The following is a 23,783-nucleotide window of genomic DNA, read 5'->3' as shown; positions in this document are numbered from 1 at the left end:
CCCACCGGGTTCACGCGCCAGGTTGGAGGCATGGCCTCAAAACATGTCGCGCACATCGTGCGCTCCTACATACCCACATACGCCTGAGTGGGCTCAGGCCTCCGCGTCTTCCTTGTAGGCGTCGATGGGGATGCAGGCGCACATCACGTTCTTGTCGCCGTAGACGTTGTCCACGCGGGATACCGGCGGCCAGTACTTGCTGAGCTTCAACGAGGGCAGCGGGAAGGCGGCCAGTTCGCGCGGGTAGGCGTGGGTCCACTCCGTGCCCGTGACCATCGCGGCGGTGTGAGGTGCGCGGCGCAGCGGGTTGTCCTCGCGATCCAGACGGCCATCTTCCACCGCGGCGATCTCTTCACGGATCTGGATCATGGCGTCGATGAAGCGATCCAGCTCGTGCTGCGATTCGCTTTCGGTCGGCTCCACCATCAGCGTGCCCGAGACCGGGAAGCTCAGGGTCGGGGCATGGAAACCGAAGTCGATCAGGCGCTTGGCGACGTCTTCGGCACCCACGCCGGTGGCGTCCTTGAGCGGGCGCAGGTCGAGGATGCACTCGTGCGCCACCAGGCCGTTGCGGCCGGTGTACAGCGTCTTGTAGTGCGGGGCCAGGCGACGGGCGATGTAGTTCGCGTTGAGCAGGGCGACCTGGGTCGCCTTGCGCAGGCCCTCGGTGCCCATCAGCGTGATGTACATCCACGAGATGGGCAGGATGGACGCGGAACCGAAGGTGGCCGCGCTGACCATGCCCACGTCGCCCTCACCGCCGAAGCCGCGGGGCAGGAAAGGCGCCAGGTGCGACTTGACCGCGCACGGGCCGACGCCCGGGCCGCCGCCGCCGTGAGGGATGCAGAAGGTCTTGTGCAGGTTGAGGTGCGAGACGTCCGAGCCCCACTTGCCGGGCTTGGCCACGCCGACCAGCGCGTTCATGTTGGCGCCGTCGGTATACACCTGGCCGCCGTGCTGGTGCACCACGTCGCAGATGGCGACCACGTCTTCCTCGAACACGCCGTGCGTGGAGGGGTAGGTGATCATGATGGCGGCAAGCCGGTCGGAGTACTTCTCGGCCTTGGCGCGGATATCGTCGACGTCCACGTTGCCGTTGGCGTCGCAGCGGGTGACCACCACGGTCATGCCGCACATCTGGGCCGAGGCCGGATTGGTGCCGTGCGCCGATTCCGGGATGAGGCAGATGTCGCGGTGGCCCTCATTGCGCGAGCGGTGGTACGCGCGGATGGCCAGCAGGCCGGCGTATTCACCCTGGGCACCGGAATTGGGCTGCAGGCTGACCGAGTCGTAGCCAGTGCATTCCACCAGCATCGCTTCCAGTTCGTCGATCAGCTGCTTGTAGCCCTGGGCCTGGTCGGCCGGGGCCAGCGGATGGATGTTGGCGAACTCCGGCCACGTCACCGGGATCATCTCCGCGGTGGCGTTGAGCTTCATGGTGCACGAGCCCAGCGGGATCATGGTGCGATCCAGCGCCAGGTCCTTGTCGGCCAGGCCACGCAGGTAACGCAGCAGCTCGTGCTCGCTGTGATGGGTGTTGAACACCGGGTGCTGCAGGAAGGCGGTGTCACGAAGCAGGGCAGACGGCAGCGCGTCGGCCGTGGCCGCATCCAGCGTGTCGATGTCGCCCAGCTCCGCGCCGAACACGCCGGCCAGCGCCGCGATGTCCGCGCGGATGGTGGTCTCGTCGAGGCTGATGCCCACGCTGCCCTCATCGATCGCGCGCAGGTTGAGGCCGGCCTTTGCGGCCCGCGCGTGCAGCGCCGCGGCGTCCACGCCCGTGATGTGCAGCGTGTCGAAGAAGTCGTTGCCCACCGTGACACCGGCCTTGCCCAGCACGCCGGCGAGGATGGCGGTGAGGCGGTGCGTGCGGCGGGCGATGCGGACCAGGCCGTCCGGACCGTGATAGACCGCATACATGCTGGCCATGACGGCGAGCAGCACCTGCGCCGTGCAGATGTTGGACGTGGCCTTCTCGCGGCGGATGTGCTGCTCGCGCGTCTGCAGGGTAAGGCGGTAGGCCGGCTTGCCCTCGCTGTCGACGGAGACGCCGATCAGGCGGCCCGGCATCGAGCGCTTATAGGCATCGCGACAGGCGAGGTAAGCGGCATGCGGGCCACCGAAGCCGTATGGCACGCCGAACCGCTGCGTGTTGCCGACCACGATATCCGCGCCCCAGCTGCCCGGCGCGGCGATCAGGGTGAGGGCGAGCAGATCGGTGGCGACGCAGACGATGCCACCGCGTGCGTGCGTGGCTTCGGCCAGTGCCTTGTAGTCGTTGATCCGACCGAAGGTGTTGGGGTATTGCAGCAGCACGCCGAAGCTGTCGACCGAACCGGCGTCGCCGTCCGCGCCCACGTGCAGTTCGATGCCGATGCCGTCGGCGCGCGTGCGCAGCACTTCCAGCGTCTGCGGATGGACGTCCTTCGAGACGAAGAACACGTTCGACTTCGACTTGGCGGACCGCTTGGCCAGCGTCATCGCCTCGGCGGCAGCGGTGGCTTCGTCCAGTAGCGAGGCGTTGGAGATATCCATGCCGGTCAGGTCGGTGACCATGGTCTGGAAGTTGATCAGGGCTTCCATGCGGCCCTGCGAGATCTCCGCCTGGTACGGCGTATAGGCCGTGTACCAGGCCGGGTTCTCCAGCACGTTGCGCAGGATGACGTTGGGCGTGAGGGTGCCGTAGTAGCCCTGGCCGATGAAGCTGCGGAACACCGTGTTGCGGTCGGCGATGGCGCGGATCTTGGCCAGCGCTTCCTCTTCGGTCACCGCGGCGGGCAGCGACAGCGGCGCGGGCGACTTGATCGAGCCCGGCACGATGGCATCGGTGAGGGCGTCGAGACTGGCGTGGCCGACCACGGCCAGCATGGCGTCGATCTCGGCATCGTTCGGACCGATGTGACGCTCGATGAACGCACCGTGGTTCTCGAGTTCGCGCAGCGACGGAGAGTTTTTCTGGCTCATGGCTTTGGAGGCATCCGGAAGAACGTGCCGTGCCGGCACGTGGGGCGCCCCTCTGTCCTTTTGCCTGAGAGTTTGGAGGCGGGTGGCCTCTTGCACCTTCGGCGCCGGATCTAACCGGTCTCTCCAGAGTGATGAAGCACGTCGGTGGTCATGGGAGCCTGAGCGATTACGGGCGTTGCGCCTTCGGCAGCGGGTCCTTCCGCTTCTCCCACCGGGTGTTGCTGGACACGATTATACAGAGCCGGGGCCGGGGATGATGTCTTTTTGCGAGCGTATCCCGCCCAGGATCAGATCGATCCCCGTCAGGAAGTCGGCACGGTCGTCGTGGGAGCGCAGGGCCCCGGCCATGCCGCGCGTGAAGGGGTAGGCGTCCGGGTCCAGCGCGGCCCAGGTCGTGGCGACGCTCGCCAGGAACGCCTCACGGTCCACGCCCAGCGTCTGGCCGTGGCGTGCGTTGGCCGCGTTCTGGCCGGCCACGCCCAGGATGTAGCTCCACAAGGCCAGCACGGTCGACCACTGGGCCGTCGGCGGCACGCCCAGCGCCTGCACCTCGCCGCCCAGCGCCTCCAGCAGGCGCACGCCGGGCAGCTGGCCAGGGCCGCGACCCAGCGCCGCGCCGACCCAGGGGTGGTTATCGATGGCGTCGAACATGCCCAGCGCGATGGCGCGGATCCTGTGCTCGGGCGTCGGCGCTGCGGGCGCAGTCCCCGCTGCCGCAGTTCGCAGCGCAGCCGCGACCACCGCGTCGCATGCCGCCGTCAGTAGGTCGTCCTTGTTGGCGATGTGCCCATAGAGGGCGCCCGGCCCGGTCGCCAGGCGCTCGGAAAGCGCACGGAAGGTAAGGCCGCCTTCGCCCAGGCTATCCAGGAGCGCTACGGCGGTAGCGACGATGCGATCACGCGAGAGGGCCTGGTCGCGTCGCTGGGGTGGAGGAGATGAATTGGCCATGGCCTGCATGTTGACATGGATGGAACGTCGTTCCAATATGTTGGAACGACGTTCCAAGGTCGCTTTGCTTATGGCATAGCTCAGCCGGTTAGAGCACTTGACTGTTAATCAGGGCGTCGTTGGTTCGAGTCCACCTTCGAGCGCTTGCGACCGCCGTACTGGCGATCACTTCTCTACCTATACGTGAAGCACTCCATGCCTCCTTCCATCGCTATCGTCGGTGCCGGTCTTGGTGGCCTGACACTGGCACGTGTCCTCCACGTCCACGGCGTTGCCGCGACGGTCTTCGAGGCCGAAGCCTCGGCTACCGCACGCGCCCAGGGTGGCATGCTCGATATCCACGGGGATAACGGTCAGCGCGCACTCAAGGCCGCCGGTCTTTACGAAGCCTTCCTGGACATCGTGCATACCGGCGGCCAGGCGACCCGTGTGCTTGGCCACGACGGCGCGCTGCTGTTCGCCAACGAAGACGACGGCTCCGGCGATCGACCGGAAGTGCCGCGGGGCGCGTTGCGACGCCTTCTTATGGAGTCGTTACCGCCGAATACCATCCGCTGGGGCAGCAAGCTGACGCACGCCGTGTCGACAGGACGCGGCCGGCACGACCTGCACTTCGCCGATGGCTCGACCGCCACCGTCGATCTGCTGGTGGGTGCCGATGGGGCGTGGTCGAAGGTTCGCCCGCTGTTGTCCGCTGCCGTACCGGTTTATACCGGGATGTCGTACGTGGAGACATGGCTGCACGGTGCCGACCATCGCCACGCACCCGGCGCGGCGGCCGTCGGCGGCGGTGCGCTGTTCGCCGTAGCACCGGGCAAGGGCATCCTTGCGCACCGCGAGCCGGAGGGTGTCTTGCACACCTATGTGGCCTTGCGTCGTTCCGAGGCGTGGATGTCCCGCATCAATGCAGACGAGCCGGCCCGGACGATGGCGCAGGTTGCGGCGGAGTTCGACGGCTGGGACGCGGGATTGAAGTCACTGATCACCGACGGCGAAACACCGCCGGTGATCCGACGCCTCCACGCCCTGCCATCCGAACACCGCTGGAAACGCGTACCGGGCGTAACGTTGCTCGGCGACGCGGCCCACCTCATGTTGCCTTCGGGCGAGGGCGCCAACCTGGCGATGTGGGATGGAGCCGAACTGGCACAGGCGCTGGTCGCCCAGCCAGGCGACATCGAAGCGGCACTCGCCACCTATGAGGAAACGCTGTTCAAACGCAGCGCGCTGGCCGCGGTGGATGCGCAGGAACTGCTCGATGTGTGTTTCGGCGAGCGTGCACCGGCCAGCCTGGTCGAGATGTTCACCGGCGGCGGGACTGCCGGCTAATCAGAAGAAGGCGGCGGGGCTGAGGGCGAAGCGCTTGGCCAGCGCACGGATGTGGTTGACGGTCAGTTCGCGCTTCCCTGCCAGGATCTCGGAAACCACGCTCTGTGTTCCGATTTCCGGCAGCTGGTTCTGTCGAAGATCGTGCTGTTCCATGAGGAAGCGCAGAAGATCGACGCCATGCACTTCTGCCTGGAGATAGTGGCGTTGGTCATAGGCGTAGATGAGATCGGCAATCACCTGGAACAGGGAGTGACACGGGTGTGTCGCTTGCATTGCACCCGCATCGACGAGCGTGTCGGCCAGTGCCACCAACTCGTCGTAATCGGCACTGTTCTCGATGTGACGCAGACCGGAAAGCTTTTGGAAGGCCTCCCAGCCCTCCGTGACGAAAGCCAATGAAGTTCGTGCTTTCATTTCCATTTTCCTTCGTCGTACTGGCTATGCGTAAGCACTGTCTTGATAAAACAAAGCTGCGTTGCGTAGCTGATGCCGCAAACGATACGGTAACGGTTTCCGCGAATATCGAAGACGTGCTTGTCGCCGACGATGTCTACGCTGCCCAGAGACATTTTCAGGTCGTTGAAGCCTCGATAGCTTCGTGACTCCATCAGTTTGCGCCACGCCTGCAGCGGGGTGCCTGCATCGGTGTGGAGAAGGGCGAATTCGACAAGGCGCCGATTCGTGATGACACGCATCGCACTCTTCCGTGAGCTTGGGTTCCATAATATCGCAAATTGCGATGGCGTCAACGAGAGGCGCGGATCGACACTTCTTGTCGGGTTTTAGCTCGATAACCAGTGGTCACTGGCCAGCAGGGCTATCACCAGGGATCGGTACCTTCCGTGGCGGAGAATCCGCCGGTCGGGCCGTTGTCCGGGAGCAGGGCGAGGCGAACGGTCTCGGCCGCCCCTTCGGGGATGGTCTGCGGACCGCTGTGACCGTTGAGATCGGTGGCGGTATACCCGGGATTGGCCGCGTTGACCTTGATGCCATGCTCTTTCAGTTCGGCGGCAAGCAGCACGGTGAACATGTTCATCGCTGCCTTCGATCCGTTGTAACCGAGCAGTTTGACCGCGGCGTATTCCCAGGTCGGATCGTTGTTGAGCGTGATGGAGCCGAGGCCGCTGGATACGTTGACGATACGACCCGACGCCGATTTTTTCAGCAGCGGCAGCAGTGCCTGGGTCACGGCGACGGCGCCGAAGAAGTTGGTATCGAAGATCTGTCGGACGACTGCCAGGTCGGCGACTCCGGGCATGCCGTCGCCCTGCACCGATATCCCCGCGTTATTGACCAGGACGTCGAGGTGGCCTTCGTTCGCTTCGATATCGGCGGCCGCTGCCGTCAGCGACGCGGGGTTGGTCAGGTCGATCGCGATGTAACGCACGTCGAGACCTTCACCCTGCAGGGTTTTCGCGGCCTCGTTGCCACGTGATGCGTCACGTGCGCCGAGCAGAACGCGGTGGCCGGCCTGGCCGAGCTGCCTGGCGACTTCGAAGCCGATGCCCTTGTTGGCACCGGTGATGAGGGAGATGCGACGGTCGGGGGTAGTCATGGTGTTCCTTGGTAAGACGGCAGGGGAGGCACTGGCGTTAATATATGAATCATCCTTCGGCTTTTGAATTCGCATATGTCCGTGACCCCGGCCGATCCCCTGAAGCCCCGTAAAACCCCACGTCAGGCCCGTTCGGCGGCGACGGTGGCGGCGATTTTCGAAGCCACGTTTCAGGTTCTGCTGACCGAAGGCCTCGTGCGCCTGACCACCACGCGTGTCGCCGAGCGTGCCGGCGTGTCCGTGGGCACGATGTACCAGTACTTCCCGCACAAGCAGGCGCTGTTGTACGCCTTGCTCGACCTGTACCTGGAGGAAGTGGTGGTGGCACTGGAAGACGCCTGTGTCCGCCACGAGGGCGCATCCCTGGGCGAGATCGCCGACGGCTTGGTTAATGCCTATCTCGAGGCCAAGCTGCGCCACATGCCTGGATCGCGGGCTCTTTACGCCGTGGCGGCCGAACTCGATACGGCGGACCTGATTGGCGATATCACGCGGCGTGTCGACGCCGCGCTCGCACGCGTATTGGCCAGTGCCCGCGACGCGACATTCGACGACCTGCCTACCGTGACCTTCGCGTTGCGCACCCTGCTGGTGGGCACCGTGCGCGCCGTGCTGGAGACCGATGCCTCGCCGCCGTCGATGGCGATGCTGCGAGCGCAGTTGCCCGTGATGTGCCGCGCCTATCTGTTCGCGGCATCGCGGGGGCTCCCGCCAGGGCCTTAAAGAAGCTCCCATCCTGTTGCCAAATGACCAGTGGTCATTTACATTAATGACCACTGGTCATTTGGAGTGTGGCATGGCGAACAAAGGGTGGGCGTTGGTTACTGGTGCGTCGAGCGGGCTGGGGAGGGATTTCGCGCTGGCGCTTGCGGAGCAGGGATGGGATGTGGTGCTCACGGCGCGCCGAACGGAACCCATGGAGCGGCTCGCCGCGGAGGTTCGCGCCACGCATGGCGTACAGGCGCATGTCGAGGTCCTCGACCTGGCTGTGGAAGGCGCCGCGGCTCAACTCAAGGCACGGCTCGATACGCGCGGCATCGTGATCGGCACGCTGGTGAACAACGCAGGCCACGGCCTGACGGCGGAATTCATCGACGCGCCGACGGATGGCCTCAGTGCGATGTTGCGGCTCAACGTCATCGGCACGACCGAACTGGCACACGTCTTCGCCCATGACATGGCACGCCGTGGCGGCGGGAAAATGCTTCTGGTGGCGAGCGTCGCCGCCTTTCAGCCATGCCCGCGTTTTGCCGCCTATGCAGCCAGCAAGGCCTATGTGGTGTCGCTCGGCGAAGCCCTGCATACGGAGCTGAAGTCGAAGAACGTCGTTGTGACCGTGCTGTCGCCGGGGGTAACCGATACGGGGTTCTTCGATGCGGCGGGCGAGGCGCCCAACGCCGCGATGAAACGGATGATGATGAAGTCGCGTCCCGTGGTCGATATCGGACTTGCCGCGCTGGCGGCAGGCCGCTCCGGCGTGGTCGCCGGCCGTATCAATCGGGTCATGGTCTTCCTCTCACGCCTGCTTCCGCGTCAGCAGCTATCGCGCATCACCTATAGAATGGCGGCAACCTGATGCCGGACTGAGTACATGGTGCGATACGCGCTTGCCGCGGAAGACAAGGAGGCGCGACGCGAGGCCATCGTGACCGCCGCGCGGACGCTATTCCTGCGCGATCCGGAAAAGCTGCCCTCCGCAGCGGCCATCGCCACGGAGGCCGGTCTTGCCAAGGGTACGGTGTACCTGTACTTCGAGACGAAGGAGGAAATCTTCATGGATATCCTCCACGTCTATCGCGTGGCCATGATGTCGGTAATACGCGAGGCCTTCGCCCCCGACGATCGCTCGCCTACCGATCATGTCGACGCTTTCCTCGTTGCTTATGTCGCCGATATCGTGGCGCATCCGGAAATACTTAAGCTGGAATCGCTCGGTTACAGCGTGCTCGAACGTAACGTCGCGCAGGAACGGCTGCGTTCGTACAAGGCGGCGTTGAGCGATGCGCTGATGGAAGCCGGCGGCGCGGTCGAGGCCTCGTTGGGTCTGGACGCCGGCGAGGGTGCGCGTATCCTCGTACACAGCTACGCGCTTACCCAGGGTCTATGGCAGGCGCTCGATATTCCCGCCGATTGCGTCGAGATGATGGGTGAAGCCGCGGCCGCTTTCACCGCGATGGACTACGCGAACGAGTTGACCGTGTCGCTGCGGCGTTACTGGTCGGGTCTTCCTGCGAAGGGCTGAAACATCATCACCCCTTGCCCTGTCAAAGGCTGATCGGCAATACCAGGATCGTGATGGGCAGCCGGCAAAAAACGAAGCCCGCCGGACGAAAGGTCGCGGCGGGCTTCATGTCGCATCAAACACGAACCGTGCGGCTTACTTCTTCAGATCGAACCGATCCAGGTTCATCACCTTCGTCCACGCGGCGACGAAGTCGTTAACGAACTTCTCCTTGGCATCCTCGGTGGCGTAGACCTCGGCGATGGCTCGCAGCTGAGCATGCGAGCCGAAGATCAGGTCGACACGCGTACCGGTGAACTTGCGCTCACCCGATTTGCGATCGACACCCTCGAAGATGTCCTGCGCCGAGGACATCGCCCGCCATTCCGTGCCCATGTCGAGCAGGTGGCGGAAGAAGTCGTTGGTCAGCGTGCCCGGCTTCTGCGTGAACTGACCGTGCGTATCGTTGCCGTTACGCACACCCAGCACGCGCAAGCCACCGACCAGCACGGTCATCTCCGGTGCGGTGAGGGTCAGCAGCTGCGCCCGGTCGATCAGCAGCGCTTCCGCCGGTACGTTCCACTTGCGCTTGACGTAGTTGCGGAAGCCATCGGCCTTCGGTTCCAGCGCGTTGACCGACTCCACATCGGTCTGCGCCTGCGTGGCATCGCCACGGCCCGGTGCGAACGGCACGTCGACCGAGTGACCGGCGTCCCGCGCGGCCTTCTCTATGCCAGCGTTACCCGCCAGCACGATCAGGTCGGCCACGGAAACCTTCTTGCCCGTGCTCTCGAAGTCGCTGCGGATGGCTTCCAGCACGCCCAACACCTTCGCCAGTTGCTCCGGCTGGTTGGCTTCCCAGTCCTTCTGCGGCGCGAGGCGGATGCGCGCACCGTTGGCGCCGCCGCGCTTGTCGGAGCCGCGGAAGGTGGAGGCCGAAGCCCAGGCGGTGGTCACCAGTTCGGCCACCGACAGGCCCGACGCCAGGATCTTCTCCTTCAGCGACGCGACATCGGCATCGCCGACCAGGGCGTGATCGATCGTCGGAATCGGATCCTGCCAGTCGAGCACCTCGGCGGGCACTTCGGGACCGAGGTAACGGGCACGCGGGCCCATGTCGCGATGGGTCAGCTTGAACCACGCGCGGGCGAACGCGTCGGCGAACTGGTCCGGGTTCTCGAGGAAGCGGCGCGAGATCTTTTCGTAGGCCGGATCCATGCGCAGGGCAAGGTCGGTCGTCAGCATCGTCGGACGCTGCTTCTTCGACGGATCGTAGGCGTGCGGGATGGTCTCTTCCGCGTCCTTGGCGACCCACTGGTGGGCGCCGGCGGGGCTCTTGGTCAGCTCCCACTCGTGGCCGAACAGGTTCTCGAAGAAGCCGTTACCCCACTGCGTCGGAGTGCTGGTCCAGGTAACTTCGAGCCCGCTGGTGATGGTGTCGGCACCCTTGCCGCTGCCGAAGCTGCTCTTCCAGCCGAAGCCCTGGTTCGCAATGTCCGCGGCTTCCGGCTCGTCACCGACGTTGTCGGCGGGACCGGCACCGTGCGTCTTGCCAAAGGTGTGGCCACCGGCGATCAGCGCGACGGTCTCTTCGTCGTTCATCGCCATGCGACCGAACGTCTCGCGGATGTCGTGCGCCGAAGCGACCGGGTCAGGGTTGCCGTCGGGGCCTTCCGGATTCACATAGATCAGGCCCATCTGCACCGCGCTGAGCGGGCTTTCCAGGTGGCGACCGCCGTCGGTGCGGCTCTGTTCTTCGCCGTGCTTTTCGGCATCGGCCACGAGCACGCCGCCGCCGTCGTCGTCACCGGCCTTGCCCTTGCCGTAGCGCACATCGCCGCCCAGCCAGGTCTTCTCGTTACCCCAGTACACGTCCTGGTCCGGTTCCCACGTATCCTCGCGGCCGCCGGCAAAGCCGAAGGTCTTGAAGCCCATGCTCTCCAGGGCGACGTTGCCGGTGAGGATGTAGAGGTCGGCCCAGGAAATCTTCTGGCCATACTTCTGCTTGATGGGCCAGAGCAGGCGACGCGCCTTGTCCAGGCTGACGTTGTCGGGCCAGCTGTTCAGCGGGGCGAAACGCTGCTGCCCACGGCCACCGCCGCCACGGCCGTCGCCGACGCGATACGTGCCCGCGCTGTGCCAGGCCATGCGGACGAACAGGCCGCCGTAATGGCCGAAGTCCGCCGGCCACCATTCCTGCGAATCGGTCATCAGGCGAGTCAGGTCCGCTTTCACGGCCGACAAATCGAGGCTGTTGAAAGCGTCGGCGTAGTTGAAGTCGCCACTCAGGGGGTTGGACTTGTTCGAATGCTGGGCCAGCAGGTCCACACGCAGCTGTTTCGGCCACCAGTCACGATTGGTGGTGCCGCCGCCGGCGGTGTGGTTGAACGGGCACTTGGCTTCGTTGGTCATGCGCTCTCTCTCTCCTTGGGATGGTCCCAATGGCTGGCATTACGGGGCGTCAGGCTTGCACGGAGGTTCGGCGACAATGCGCCACGGGGACAACGATGATGGGCAGTGACACTGCCGAGAGGCCGACCAGGGCGTCGTCGTCCCGCTTGCGGGAAACAGGTGAGACGGCGACGGGAGCGCGACGGGGGAGGGGCATGACGCGACCTGTGGAAGACCTGTTCCTGAGTGTACGCTGCGGGTGTGACGCTTCGGAAGCTGATTGATACTATCGAATCGATAGAGAGGGACTATGGAATCCTCTCCTTATCGTCGCGGCCCGCGCAAGGTTTGCTGGCGCGTTATCGGCAAGGAGCGCCATGACGCATGGGGAGCTTCAGCTACCGCAGCACGGCGTACGAACCAACTCCGCAGTCTGCAGGACATGACATCCGTTTCATTCGTACCGCAACTTCTTTCGGGTGAACCGGCGTAGATTGACCGCTTGGCACTCATGGCTGTTCAAATGAACGCAAACCCAAATGGATGGTTCGGCAAGAAGCGCATCGGCTGGGGCATCGGCCCGCGCCGCTGGCAGGGCTGGCTGGTCATGGCGATCTATGCGGTGGCGATGATCGCGCTGCCGCGGGTGGTGGACAGGACTGCGCATCCCTGGCTGGTCGGTGGAGGTATCGCCGTGCTGTCCGTTGCACTGCTCACCATCATGATCCTCAAGTTCGAACACGCCGAGCACCGTCGTCCCTAGCGTGTCCATGGCCGAAGCACAGGCTTCGCCAGCCCGGTGCTCACTTCAATCCACCAGTTCGATGCCCAGGCCATGCAGCAGCCCGGACGCTTCCGCGCGTGTGAACCTGGCCCCCTTGATCTGGTTATCGCGGATGTCCATGACGTAGTTGGTGGACTCTGAAAAATCCGCACCCCCCAGCTTCGTCTTCCCGAAGAGAGCTTCCGCGAAGTCGGAATAGGTGAAGTTCGCCCGCGTGAAGTTGCCCTGGCGCAGGTCGACGTGGCGGACCTTGCATTCCTCCATGACGATTTCCTGCAGATCGAGGTCGAAGAACGACGCGTAGTCCAGCACCGACTTGCGGAACGCGAGCTTGGCCGGCGCGGCGTACCGCGGCCAGTCCGCTCGCGTCCAGTCCACGCCGATGACCTTGCATTCGTTGAACGTCACGCCCTGGAACTTGCTGGCCTTGATCTTGATGTTGCTCAGGTCGCAGGCTGTGAAAGTACAGTCGATGAACTTGCAGTGGTCGAACGTTGCATCACTGAAGGTGCAGCGGGTGAACGTGCATTCCTCGAAGGTGAGCGTGGCGAGAATGCTTTCGGCATAGTCCAGGCCCTGGAACGCCTTGAGGTAAAAATCGCTTTCTGTGCCGATACGTTCGTTCATGGGGGGAGGGCCTGTGGAACACAGCGGCGATTGTCCGGCTTCGCCGCCACGCGTTCAATCTTGCGTAACCGGTGCAACTGTGTGCGAGGGCGCTGCGGACGCGATGCCCGCTGCCATCACAATTGGCCCATCACCGCTTTGTACTATTTGCGCATTTCCCACGCAGGATAATGCATCATGTCATCGGCTGAATCGCGCCATGCATGCGAAAGCGCGGCTGTCCATCCGCTTTCCAGCCCGCAACGGGATATCTACCACGATCAACTGATGAAGGGCCGCACGCCGACCTACAACATCGGTGGGTACGTCGACCTCTTCGGTGGCGTGGACGCGGTACGCTTCGAAAGGGCCTTGCAGCTCGCGGTGCGCAAGCACGATTGCCTGCGCTTGCGCCTGGTTTCCAGGGGCGATGACACACCCGGGCAGGTCATGGCGCAAGAACTTGCGATTTCGCTGCCCTTGCTGGATGTTTCCGGTCACGAGGCGCCCGAGCAGCACGCGCGGGCGTGGATTCGCGAGTGCATCAACACGCCATTCGATCTCTTCGGTGGCCATTGTTTCGCTGCGCGCTCATCAAGCTTTCGAAAAGCCGGTTCCAGTGGTTCATCTGCGCCCACCACATCGCCGTCGATGGCTGGGGCATCGATACCATCATCCAGTCCGTCGCCAGCCTGTACAGCGCGCTGGAGAACGGTGAGGCGCCGGATATCGAGGCACCGTCCTATCTTGCGTTCGTAGCCAACGATGCCGCCTACCTGGCATCCACGTCGTTCGACAGGGATCGCGGTCACTGGCTCGGTACCTACCCGGACGTGCCCGATCCGTTGCTCTCGCCGCGCCATCGGGACACGGTCGTCGGCCAGCCTTTTTCGACCGGTGAGTGCTCGTGGCGGCTGTCGCGCGATCTGGACGAGAAGATCGACGCCCTGGTCGCCGCGCATGGTTCAACGCGATTCCAGGTGTTTCTCGGCCTGTTCCAGGCGTTCTTCCTGCGCCTGGAGCAGCGTGACGAGCTGATCGTCGGCATGTCCGTGCTGAACCGCAAGGACGCCGCGGCGCGGCGGACCGCCGGCATGTTCACCAATGTCCTGCCGATGCGCCTGGCGTTCGATACGAGCGATTCGTTCGTCGCCTTGATCGCGTCCATCGCGCCGGCCTTGCGCCAGGCGTATCGACACCAGCGCTTCCCCGTCGGCGCGTTGAACGAGGGCCTGGACCTTTTCCGGAGCCATCGCGCACAGCTCTACGACCTTTCCATCTCCTACGAGCATGGCGGCACCGAGCTGTTCTTCGGCACGGTCCGCGCACTCGTCGTGAAGTGCACGAACGATCACGAGGGCACGCCGCTTCGTTTGTGTGTTCGCGACGACCTGGGCACCAGCGAGTCGACGATGTTCTTCATCTTCGGTCGCGCGTACTTCGACGACGGTGAGATCGCCACGTTGCGCGAGCGGTTCATCGTCTTCATGGAGGCGCTGCTCGCAGACGCCCACGCCCCCCTCGCCTCGATACCCGTCGTGCTCGCGAGCGAACGGAAGCAGTTCGCGGCCTGGAACGCGACCGATGTCGCTTACCCCGACACGTGCCTGCACACGGCGTTCGAGCGCTGTGTCGACCGGCAGCCGGATGCCGTCGCCCTGGTGCACGGCGATGTATCGCTCAGCTACGCCGAACTCAACCGACGGGCCAACCGGCTTGCTCACCATCTGCTGGCGACGGGTGTGCAGCCGGACGACCGGATCGTCCTTTGCCTCGAACGCGGCGTATCGATGGTGATCGGCCTGCTGGCCATCCTCAAGGCGGGGGGCGCTTACGTACCCATCGATCCGACATACCCACCCGAGCGCCTGGCCTACCTGCTGCAGGATGCGCAGTCGCGCCTCTTGCTGACGGACGAGACGGGGTGCCGCGCACTGGGTGCCTCCGTAGACGCGACGACGCACCTGCGGCTGGACCTGCCTTCGCCACCGTGGATCACGCTGCCGGCGAGCAATCCCGAGCTGGCTGGCGTGACCTCGCAGCACCTGGCCTACGTCATCTATACCTCCGGCTCCACCGGGCAGCCCAAGGGGGTGATGGTCGAGCATCGTCACGTCGCCCATCAGGTCGTCGCGTTGCAGCGTGCCTACGACCTGCGGCCAGACGACCGTCTGTTGCAGTTCGCTTCGCTGGCTTTCGACATGTCGGTGGAGGAGATTTTTCCCGCGCTGGTTACCGGCGCCACGCTCGTGTTGCGCACCGATGCCTGCCTGGCCTCGCCGACGGCGTTTGCCGCCTTCTGTGCCGAGCACGGCCTGACCTGGATCAACCTTCCCAGCACGTTCTGGGCGCAGCTGGCCACGGAACGCCCCGAACTGCCGCTGCCGGCCACCTTGCGCCGGGTCAGCGTGGGTGGGGATGCCATCAGTCCTTCCGCGGTGGCCGCGTGGTTTGCGAGGGCAGGGCACCGACCCACGCTGTTCAACGCCTACGGGCCCACCGAGGCGACCGTCAACGCGACGCTGTTGCGCATGGACGAGGCGCCCCGCGTGCCGTCGATCGGACGCCCGGTGTCGAATGCCCGGGTGCATCTGCTCGACGCCCGGAAACAGCGCGTGCCTGTGGGAGCCGTCGGTGAGCTGTACATCGGCGGGAGCGGCGTGGGGCGAGGCTATCTCCATCGGCCGACGCTGACCGCCGAGCGTTTCATCGACGACCCGTTCGCGAACCGTGCCGGTGCACGCATGTACCGCACGGGCGACCTGGGTCGTTATCTGCCGGATGGCGCGATCGAATTCCTGGGTCGCAACGATCACCAGGTCAAGGTGCGTGGGTATCGCATCGAACTGGGTGAGATCGAGGCTCGTCTCGCGAAGCATCCTTCCGTACATGAAGTGGTGGTGCTCGCGTTGGGCGAGGGGCTGACGCGAAGGCTCGTCGCCTATGTGGTGACCCGCGCCGGCGAGGCCGGCGAGGCCGACGATGCCGCGCTCGCCGGACTCTGGCGAGCGCATCTCGCCGTCGATTTGCCCGACTACATGCTGCCATCCGCCTTCGTCCGTCTGGACGCCTTCCCACTCACGCCGAACGGCAAGCTCGATCGCAAGGCGCTGCCCGAGCCCGGTGACGAGGCGTTCGCGCTGCGGTCCTACGAGGCCCCCCGGGGCGAGGCGGAAAACGTACTGGCGACGCTGTGGCGGGAATTACTGGGTGTCGAGCGCATCGGGCGTCACGATCACTTCTTCGAACTCGGCGGCCACTCGCTGGTCGCCATCCGCCTGCTCGGTCGCATGGCGCAGGCCTTCGGTCGTGTGCTGCCGCTGGCCACGCTGTTCAGTCACCCTACCGTGGCCGAGCTGGCCGTGGCCGTCGAGGCGCTTGGGCGCGAAGACGCGCATCCTGTCCTGCCGCCCATCCGTCCCGTCGTCCACGGGGCGACGTTGCCGCTGTCCTACGCGCAGCAACGCCTGTGGTTCATGGACCAGCTGGACCGTGACAGTGCGATCTATCACGTGTCGCTGGTGGTACACATGGCAGGCGAGGTGGACGGCGCGCTGCTTCGCCGCAGCCTGGACCGCCTGCTGGCGCGCCACGAGGCCTTGCGTACCGTGTTCCGAGGCATCGACGGCGAGCCGCACGCCGCGCTGCTGCCGGCGGACACCGCGTTCCCGTTCGTCGAACACGACCTGCGCGGGACGAGTGATCTCGACGGCGCACTGGCCCGATACACCGACGACAACGCGTGCATGCCGTACGACCTCGAACACGGGCCGCTGGTCCGCGCCTGCCTCGTGCGTGTCGCCGACCGTGACTGCACGTTACTGCTGGGCATGCACCACATCGTCGCGGATGGCTGGTCCCTGCACCTGTTGGCCCGCGAGATCGGCACGCTGTACACGGCATTTGCGCAAGGGCAGGACGACAAGCTGCCGCCGTTGCCGGTGCAGTATCCCGACTATGCCGCCTGGCAGCGTGCGGTGCTGACGCCCGAGCGCTTGCAACGCCAGGTCGACTATTGGCGTCACACGCTGTCCGGCGCGCCGGACTTGCTCAAGCTGCCGACAGATCGTCCGCGCCCGGCGCGACAGTCGTTCGCCGGTGCGGTGGTGCCGCTGCGGGTCGATGCCAACGTGGCCGGTCGCCTCAGGCAGGTGTGCGCCCGGCACGGCGTGAGCCTGTTCATGCTGCTGACGGCGGCGTGGTCGAGCGTGTTGGCGCGTCTCTCGGGTCAGGACGACGTGGTGATCGGAACGCTGTCCGCCAATCGGGGGCAGCGGGAGATCGAGCCGCTCATCGGCTTCTTCGTCAGCACGCTGGCCCTGCGCCTGGACGTGTCCGGCGAGCCGGATACCGCCGGGATGCTCGCAAGGGTACGCCAGCGCATCCTCGCGGCACAGGAAAACCAGGACCTGCCGTTCGAGCAGGTGGTGGAGATCGCGCGTCCGTCGCGACGGCTGGATCATTCGCCGTTGTTCCAGGTGCTCATCGCCTGGCAAAGCAACGACCGCGGGCGTTTCGCGTTGCCGGGCATCGAGGTGAGCCAGGCGGATATGTCCCTGGCGGCGATCCGCTACGACCTGGAACTGCATCTTTACGAGGACGACGATGCCATCGTCGGCGGGCTAGGCTATGCCACGGCGTTGTTCGACCAGGCGTCGATAGAGCGGCACGTGGGCTACCTGGGAGCCGTGCTGGATGCCATGGCAGCCGAGACGCCGCTGCCGTTGTCCCGCATCGCCTTGGCCGGTGCCGACGAACAGGCCTTGCTCGAACGCTGGAACCATACGGGGGTATCCGTCGCGCGGGAGGAGGGCATCCACCGGCTCTTCGAACGGCAGGCGGCGCGGTCGCCGGAGGCGATCGCCCTCATCCACGGCGAGGCACAGCTGGCCTATGGCGAGCTCAACAGGGAGGCGAACCGCCGGGCGCGTCATCTGCGCGCGCTCGGCATCGGCGCCGAGGGACGAACCGACCAGCGCGTCGCGCTCTGCGCCGAGCGCGGCTTCGCCATGGTCACCGCCATGCTCGCCATCCTCAAGGCGGGCGCCTGCTATGTACCGCTGGATCCCGCCTATCCCGCGGAACGGTTGCAGCAGGTGCTCGATGAAGCGGGCGCGACGCTGCTGCTTGCCGACGGCGCCGGGCGACGCGCACTGGGCGACCTGTCGCTCGCGGCCCCTTGCACGATCGACCTCGATAGCGCGCCGCCCGAAGACGACGCGATAGCATCGAACGACCTTGACCCGTTACCCGCGGCGACGGATGCCAACCTCGCTTACGTGATCTACACGTCCGGCTCCACGGGAACGCCGAAAGGCGTCGCCATGCCGCACGGGCCGCTGGTCAACCTGGTGCAGTGGCAACGAACGCAGAGCGAAGATGCGGGTGCCCCGGCACCGCGCACCCTGCAATACGCCGCGCTCGGCTTCGACGTGGCGTTCCAGGAGATCTTCGCCACGCTTTGTTTCGGGGGAGCGCTGGTCCTGGTAGATGTGGCGGTTCGTCTCCAGTTCGACGTGCTGGTGGACGTGTTGCGCGAGCAACGCGTGCAGCGTGTCTTCCTGCCGTACATCGCCTTGCAGTCGCTGGCCGAGGCGATCGACGAGGGTTTCGCTCATGGCCAATTGCTGCCCGACCTTCGCGAGGTGGCCGTGGCCGGCGAGCAGTTGCGCCTCACGCCGCAGATCAAGCGCCTGTTCGCGCGCTTGCCGGCGTGCGCCCTGCACAATCACTACGGACCCACGGAAACCCATGTGGTCACGGCGCAGACGCTCGGCCCGGGATCGATCGGCGATTCGCCCAGCCATGTGCCCATCGGGCGTCCCATCGCCAACGCCCGCGCCTATGTGCTCGACACCCAGGGCGTGCCGGTGCCGCTGGGTGCCGTCGGCGAGCTGTACATCGGCGGCGTGGGCATCGCGCGTGGGTACCTCGGTCGCGACGATCTGACCGCCCAGCGCTTCGTGCGCGATCCGTTCGACACCCGCCCCGATGCGCGCATGTATCGCACCGGCGATCTGGCCCGTTACCTGCCGGATGGACGACTGATCTGTCTCGGCCGTAACGATCATCAGGTCAAGGTCCGCGGTTTTCGCATTGAGCTGGGTGATATCGAGGCCCATCTCGCCGATCATCCATTGGTGCGGGAGTGCGCGGTGATCGCGCGCCCGGATACGCGTGGCGAGACGCAACTGGTCGCCTATGTCGTCGCGCCGGGCCCGGACGATGGCCTGGCGGCCACGCTGCATGCGCACCTCGCCGGCCGGTTGCCGGGCTACATGGTGCCCGCGGCGTTCATGCGTCTGGCCGCCATTCCGCTGACCGCGCACGGGAAGCTGGATCGCCACGCGTTGCCACTACCCGACGAGCAGGCGTTTGCGCGCTCGGTCTATGCGCCGCCGCAAGGCGAGATCGAGGAGGGGCTGTCGGTGTTGTGGCAGGGCCTGCTTGGCGTGGAACGGGTCGGGCGGCACGATCACTTCTTCGAGCTGGGCGGCCATTCGCTGATCGCGGTGCGGTTGCTGAGTCGTCTGTCGCAGCGTTTCGGCATGGCGTTGCCGCTGGCCGAGCTGTTCGCCCACCCGGTACTCAGCGAGCTGGCCGGCGTGCTGGCCGACAGCCGGCTCCGGTCAGGCGACACGGGCCTCGAGGTCATCCCGCGAGCGTCTCGCGGGGACAGCGCCCCGCTGTCACACGCCCAGCAACGGCTCTGGTTCCTCGCCCAGCTCGAGGGTGACAGCGCCACTTACCACATCCCACTGACGGTGCGTCTCGACGGTGACCTCGACGTGGCGGCCCTGCGCAGCGCATTCCGCCGCCTGGTGGCGCGCCATGAAAGCCTGCGTACCGTGTTCGTCGCCGAGCACGGGCGACCGCACACCATGGTCCTCGATGAGGATCGCGGCCCGGACCTGCACCACGACGACCTGCGTGACCGGCCCGACATCGAGGCCGCGTTGACACGCTTCCTGGCCGAGGACAGGAACCGTCCGTTCGACCTCGCCGCCGGCCCCCTGGTTCGCGCCAGCCTGGTCAGGGTGGGCGAGTCGCGTCATGTGCTGCAACTGACCCTGCATCACCTGGTGGCCGACGGCTGGTCGCTCGGCATCGTCGCCGCCGAACTCGGCGCCCTCTATGTCGCCGGCGTGGACGGCGTGGATAGCCTCCTGCCGCCGTTGCCGATCCAGTACGCCGACTACGCCCTCTGGGAACGCGACCGCATCAGCGGGGACCGCCTCACGGCGCAAGCCGCGTACTGGCGACGGCAGCTCGCGGACGCACCGTCCCTGCTGACCCTGCCGACGGACAGGCCGCGTCCAGCACGTCAGTCGTTCGCCGGTGCGTTTCTTCCACTGACACTGGACCCCACGCTGACGCGTGCGCTCAAACGTGTTGCCCACAAGCACGGCACGACCCTGTTCATGGTGGTGCTGGCCGCCTGGGCCGCGGTGCTGTCACGGCTCGCCGGTCAGTCGGAGGTGATGATTGGTACGCCCACCGCGGGACGCGGCCGGGAAGAACTGGAAGCGCTGATCGGCTTCTTCATCAATACCCTCGCGCTGCGCATCGACCTCGCCGCCCCACACGACGTTGCTTCGCTGCTCGACCACGTGCGGCAGGTCGCGCTGGATGCGCAGGCGCACCAGGACCTTCCGTTCGACCAGGTGGTGGAGATCGCGCAGGTGCCCCGGCGCGTCGATCGCACACCGCTGGTCCAGGTGCTGTTCGCCTGGCAGAGCCACGACGAGGGTCGGTTGTCATTGCCCGGCATCGCGGTGGAGCCGCTGCCCGCGTTCGACTGGGTGAAGTTCGATATGGAGCTGATCCTGAGCGACGTGGACGGCAGTATCCAGGGCGGCTTCAACTACGCCACCGCCATGTTCGACGACGACACCATGGCGCGTCACGCCGGCTACCTGCATACCGTCCTGGAAGCCATGGTGGCCGATGACGCCGCGACGATAGCGGCCATCCCGTTGCTCGCCGTGCCCGAGCGGCGGCAATTGCTGGACGAGTGGAACCGTACCGAGGCACCGTATCCCACGCAGACGGGCATGCACCAGCTGGTGGAGCGCTGGGAGCGCGACACACCGGACGCGCCCGCGCTGGTCGATGCCCCGGAAACACTCTCGTACGCACAGTGGAACGCGCGCGCCAATGGTCTTGCCCATGAACTGATCGCGCGTGGCGTGCGCCCGGGCGGCCGGGTGGCGCTGTGTGTCGGCAAGGGTTCGGCCATGTTCGTCGCGCTCCTCGCCGTACTGAAGACCGGCGCCGCGTACGTGCCGCTCGACCCGGCGTACGCCTCTGCGCGTCTGAACCATATCCTGGACGATGCCGCGCCCGGGCTCCTGCTTTACGACGACGCCGGACGCGCGGCGCTCGGCGCGACGGCGCTCGCGGCGCGCGACGCGCTCGACCTGACGCATCGGCTCGACCGGGACGGCGAGGGGGCCGACAACCCGGACGTAGGCGGCTTCGATGCACGCACGCTCGCGTACGTCATCTATACCTCCGGCTCCACCGGCACGCCGAAGGGCGTCATGGTGGAGCACCACGCGGTGGTCAACCTTGCGCTGTCGCTGAGCGAGCGGCTGGGCGTGGACGCAAACAGCCGGATCAGCCAGTTCGCCTCGCCCGGTTTCGATGCGAGCGTCTTCGAGAGCGTGATGGCACTCGCCACGGGCAGTGCGCTGTATTTCCCCACGCAGGCGGAGCGGCTGAATCCGGCCGCTTTCCTCGCCTTCATCGGGCGCCACGGCATAACCCACGCCTCGCTGCCACCGGCCTTCCTGCAAGGCCACCTTGAAACCCCTCGCTGGACGCATCGACCCACGCTCGTCTTCGTGGGCGACGCATCCGCGCCGGGGCTGGTGGCCACATGGCAACGCCATGCCCGTATCGCCAACGCGTACGGCCCGACCGAAATCACGGTATGCGCCACGGTATGGCTGGCCCCTGACGAGTCCAGCGAACCGACCAGCGTGCCCATCGGCAGGCCGCTCGCCAACACGCGCCTGTATGTGCTCGACGACCAGTGTCTGCCGGTGCCGCGCGGCAGCGTCGGTGAGTTGCATATCGGCGGGGCAGGGGTCGCGCGCGGCTACTTCGACCGGCCCGTACTGACGGCCGAACGGTTCGTTCCCGATCCGTTCGATGCGCGGCCCGGCGCACGCATGTACCGCACGGGTGACCTTGTGCGTTACCTGCCTGACGGCAATCTCGTCTTCGTGGGACGCAACGACCATCAGGTCAAGTTGCGTGGCTTCCGCATCGAGCTGGGCGAGATCGAGAGCCAGCTGGCGATGCATCCCAGGGTGCGGGAGTGTGTCGTGATGGCCCGCGAGGATCGCCCCGGCGAGCAGCGCCTGGTGGCCTATGTGGCGGCGCATGCCGATGGCGACGCGGACGTCGCCGTCCTGCGCGATCACCTGGCCGCGCGGCTTCCGGACTACATGCTCCCCGCGGCGTTCGTCGTGCTCGCGGCGCTACCGCTCACCGCGCACGGCAAGCTGGATCGCAAGGCGCTTCCCATGCCGGACGACGGTGCGTACGCCCGGCGTGCCTGGGAGCCGCCGCACGCCGGTACCGAGACCGCGCTGGCGAGGCTGTGGCGCGAGGTGCTGGGTGTCGAGCGTGTGGGTCGTCACGATCATTTCTTCGAGCTCGGCGGCCACTCGATGCTGGTCGTGCAACTGGTCATGCGCATCAACGAGGTCATGGACATGTCGGTGGCCGTGCGCGATGTGTTCCGCTGCCCGGTGTTGACAGACATGGCGCAACTGATGTTGCCTGCCGGTTCGCTTCCGTCGTTGCCCGTCCTCGACCTGGGCAGGGAAATCGTGCTCGACGACGCCATCCGTACCGATGCGCGACCACGCGACCACGCGCCACCGGTACATATCCTGCTCACGGGTGCATCGGGTTTTCTCGGGGCATTCCTGCTTGCATCTTTGCTGCGGCAGACGCAGGCGACGGTGCACTGCCTGGTTCGTTGTATCGACCCCGCGGATGGGTGGTCGCGGCTGACAGCGAACATCCATCGGTTCGGCATCGCCGGGCTCGATCCCGCTCGTGTGGTGATCGTGCCGGGCGATCTCGCGCAGCCGAAGCTCGGCCTGACCGAGGCATGTTTCGATCGCCTGGCCGGGACGATCGACACGATCCACCACAACGGGGCGTGGGTGGATTCATTGCACACCTACGCCAGCCTGAAGTCGGCCAATGTGACGGGCACCCAGGAGATCCTGCGCCTGGCGGCCCGGGGCACGCCCAAGCATATCCACTACGTATCCACGCTCAGCACGATACCACCGGTCGAGAGCGCCGGACCGGACATCGTGGACGAGACGCAACTGGCCGAGCACTGGCGTGGCCTTCCTTCTGGCTATGCGCAAAGCAAGTGGGTGGCCGAGCGGCTGCTGCGCGTCGGTGGCGAGCGTGGTATTCCGTACACGGTCTACCGTCCCACGCATATCGCGGGCGCCCGCACGAACGGCGCCAGCAACGCCACCGATACGTGGAGCCTGTTCATCGACGCGTGCCTCGTCCTCGAGTGCGTGCCGGACATCGATACGGCGATCAACTCGCTGCCGGTAGACGACATGGCCGACGCGATCGTGACCTTGTCGCTGCGAGGCGATATGGGCGGCCGCAGCCTCAACCTCACCAACCCACGATCGTTCATGCTCGGCGAACTGACCCGACAGGTCGCGGCCATCGATGAGCTGGAGGTGCAGCGCATGGACTATCGGCAGTGGCGGCAGCAGCTCGGCGAGCATCCCGCCACCCGTCGCCTCGCCACCGTGATGCCGGTCGAACTGTCGGCGCCGCCGGCCGGGACGCAGGCTCGTGCACCGATCGAGTTGGGCAACGCGGTGGTCGAGTTCGCTGGCGAGGGCGTGCGCGCTACGGCGATGACGCCCGAGCTATTGGGCAGGTATGTGCGGTGGCGTTATGGGCAGATGGTGCAGCCGGCTTGATCT

General features: G+C 65.9%; 13 protein-coding genes, 1 pseudogene and 1 riboswitch. Of the genes and pseudogenes, 7 read left to right on the top strand and 7 right to left on the bottom strand.

Annotated features, from left to right (window positions below):
- Positions 1-93 precede the first annotated feature (93 nt).
- Positions 94-2,964 (bottom strand): aminomethyl-transferring glycine dehydrogenase, encoded by a 2,871-nt coding sequence (gene gcvP / locus AB8808_RS13955; RefSeq protein ID WP_369930269.1) that lies wholly within the window; start codon positions 2,962-2,964, stop codon positions 94-96.
- Between the two features lie 42 nt (positions 2,965-3,006).
- A riboswitch (glycine riboswitch) is annotated at positions 3,007-3,101 on the bottom strand.
- 94 nt (positions 3,102-3,195) lie between these two features.
- Entirely contained in the window at positions 3,196-3,969 is a 774-nt protein-coding gene (locus AB8808_RS13950) for a TetR/AcrR family transcriptional regulator (protein WP_506193222.1), read from the bottom strand.
- Positions 3,970-4,107: 138 nt separating this feature from the next.
- Here AB8808_RS13950 and AB8808_RS13945 point away from each other — a divergent pair, with 138 nt between their 5' ends.
- A complete protein-coding gene (locus AB8808_RS13945) occupies positions 4,108-5,241 on the top strand; it encodes an FAD-dependent oxidoreductase (RefSeq protein WP_369930267.1) in 1,134 nt (377 codons plus the stop codon).
- On the opposite strand, the gene AB8808_RS13940 is transcribed toward AB8808_RS13945, so the two are convergent.
- The 3 genes from AB8808_RS13940 to AB8808_RS13930 form a co-directional block, all read right to left on the bottom strand.
- Positions 5,242-5,655, bottom strand: coding sequence for a helix-turn-helix domain-containing protein (locus tag AB8808_RS13940; RefSeq protein WP_369930266.1), 414 nt, complete (start codon positions 5,653-5,655; stop codon positions 5,242-5,244). It abuts the gene before it with no gap.
- A complete protein-coding gene (locus AB8808_RS13935) occupies positions 5,652-5,936 on the bottom strand; it encodes a type II toxin-antitoxin system HigB family toxin (protein WP_369930265.1) in 285 nt (94 codons plus the stop codon). The genes AB8808_RS13940 and AB8808_RS13935 overlap by 4 nt, the downstream gene beginning before the upstream one ends.
- Positions 5,937-6,061: 125 nt before the next feature.
- Positions 6,062-6,796 carry an SDR family oxidoreductase gene (locus tag AB8808_RS13930; protein ID WP_369930264.1) on the bottom strand — a complete coding sequence of 245 codons (735 nt, stop codon included), beginning with the start codon at positions 6,794-6,796 and terminating at the stop codon, positions 6,062-6,064.
- Between the two features lie 75 nt (positions 6,797-6,871).
- On the opposite strand from AB8808_RS13930, the gene AB8808_RS13925 reads away from it, so the two are divergent.
- From AB8808_RS13925 to AB8808_RS13915, 3 genes are read left to right on the top strand one after another with little or no spacing between them, the layout of a single operon-like run.
- Positions 6,872-7,519: a TetR/AcrR family transcriptional regulator gene (locus tag AB8808_RS13925; protein ID WP_369930263.1), complete on the top strand. Its 648-nt coding sequence runs from the start codon at positions 6,872-6,874 to the stop codon at positions 7,517-7,519.
- 46 nt (positions 7,520-7,565) lie between these two features.
- Entirely contained in the window at positions 7,566-8,372 is an 807-nt protein-coding gene (locus AB8808_RS13920; RefSeq protein ID WP_369930262.1) for an SDR family NAD(P)-dependent oxidoreductase, read from the top strand.
- Between the two features lie 15 nt (positions 8,373-8,387).
- On the top strand, positions 8,388-9,038 hold the full coding sequence (locus AB8808_RS13915; RefSeq protein WP_369930261.1) for a TetR/AcrR family transcriptional regulator: 651 nt from the start codon (positions 8,388-8,390) through the stop codon (positions 9,036-9,038).
- Between the two features lie 135 nt (positions 9,039-9,173).
- Here AB8808_RS13915 and katG read toward each other — a convergent pair whose 3' ends face one another.
- Positions 9,174-11,429: a catalase/peroxidase HPI gene (katG, locus tag AB8808_RS13910; RefSeq protein WP_369930260.1), complete on the bottom strand. Its 2,256-nt coding sequence runs from the start codon at positions 11,427-11,429 to the stop codon at positions 9,174-9,176.
- A gap of 502 nt (positions 11,430-11,931) precedes the next feature.
- Between katG and AB8808_RS13905 the strand changes: the two genes are divergently transcribed.
- On the top strand, positions 11,932-12,171 hold the full coding sequence (locus tag AB8808_RS13905) for a hypothetical protein (RefSeq protein WP_369930259.1): 240 nt from the start codon (positions 11,932-11,934) through the stop codon (positions 12,169-12,171).
- A 45-nt stretch (positions 12,172-12,216) separates the two neighbouring features.
- On the opposite strand, the gene AB8808_RS13900 is transcribed toward AB8808_RS13905, so the two are convergent.
- Positions 12,217-12,819, bottom strand: a complete 603-nt coding sequence (locus AB8808_RS13900) for a pentapeptide repeat-containing protein (protein ID WP_369930257.1) — start codon at positions 12,817-12,819, stop codon at positions 12,217-12,219.
- Positions 12,820-12,996: 177 nt separating this feature from the next.
- Here AB8808_RS13900 and AB8808_RS13895 point away from each other — a divergent pair.
- Together AB8808_RS13895 and AB8808_RS13890 are read left to right on the top strand one after the other, a co-directional pair.
- Positions 12,997-14,300: pseudogene (locus AB8808_RS13895) on the top strand (condensation domain-containing protein); the annotation flags it as partial.
- Entirely contained in the window at positions 14,286-23,780 is a 9,495-nt protein-coding gene (locus tag AB8808_RS13890; RefSeq protein ID WP_369931260.1) for a non-ribosomal peptide synthetase, read from the top strand. The pseudogene AB8808_RS13895 and the gene AB8808_RS13890, both read left to right, overlap by 15 nt.
- Positions 23,781-23,783 lie beyond the last annotated feature (3 nt).

It is taken from the genome of Xanthomonas sp. NCPPB 2632 (assembly GCF_041228075.2).
Lineage (GTDB): Bacteria > Pseudomonadota > Gammaproteobacteria > Xanthomonadales > Rhodanobacteraceae > Luteibacter.
The sequence above is the reverse complement of the archived record's forward strand: the minus strand, read 5'-3'. Positions and strand labels throughout refer to the sequence as shown.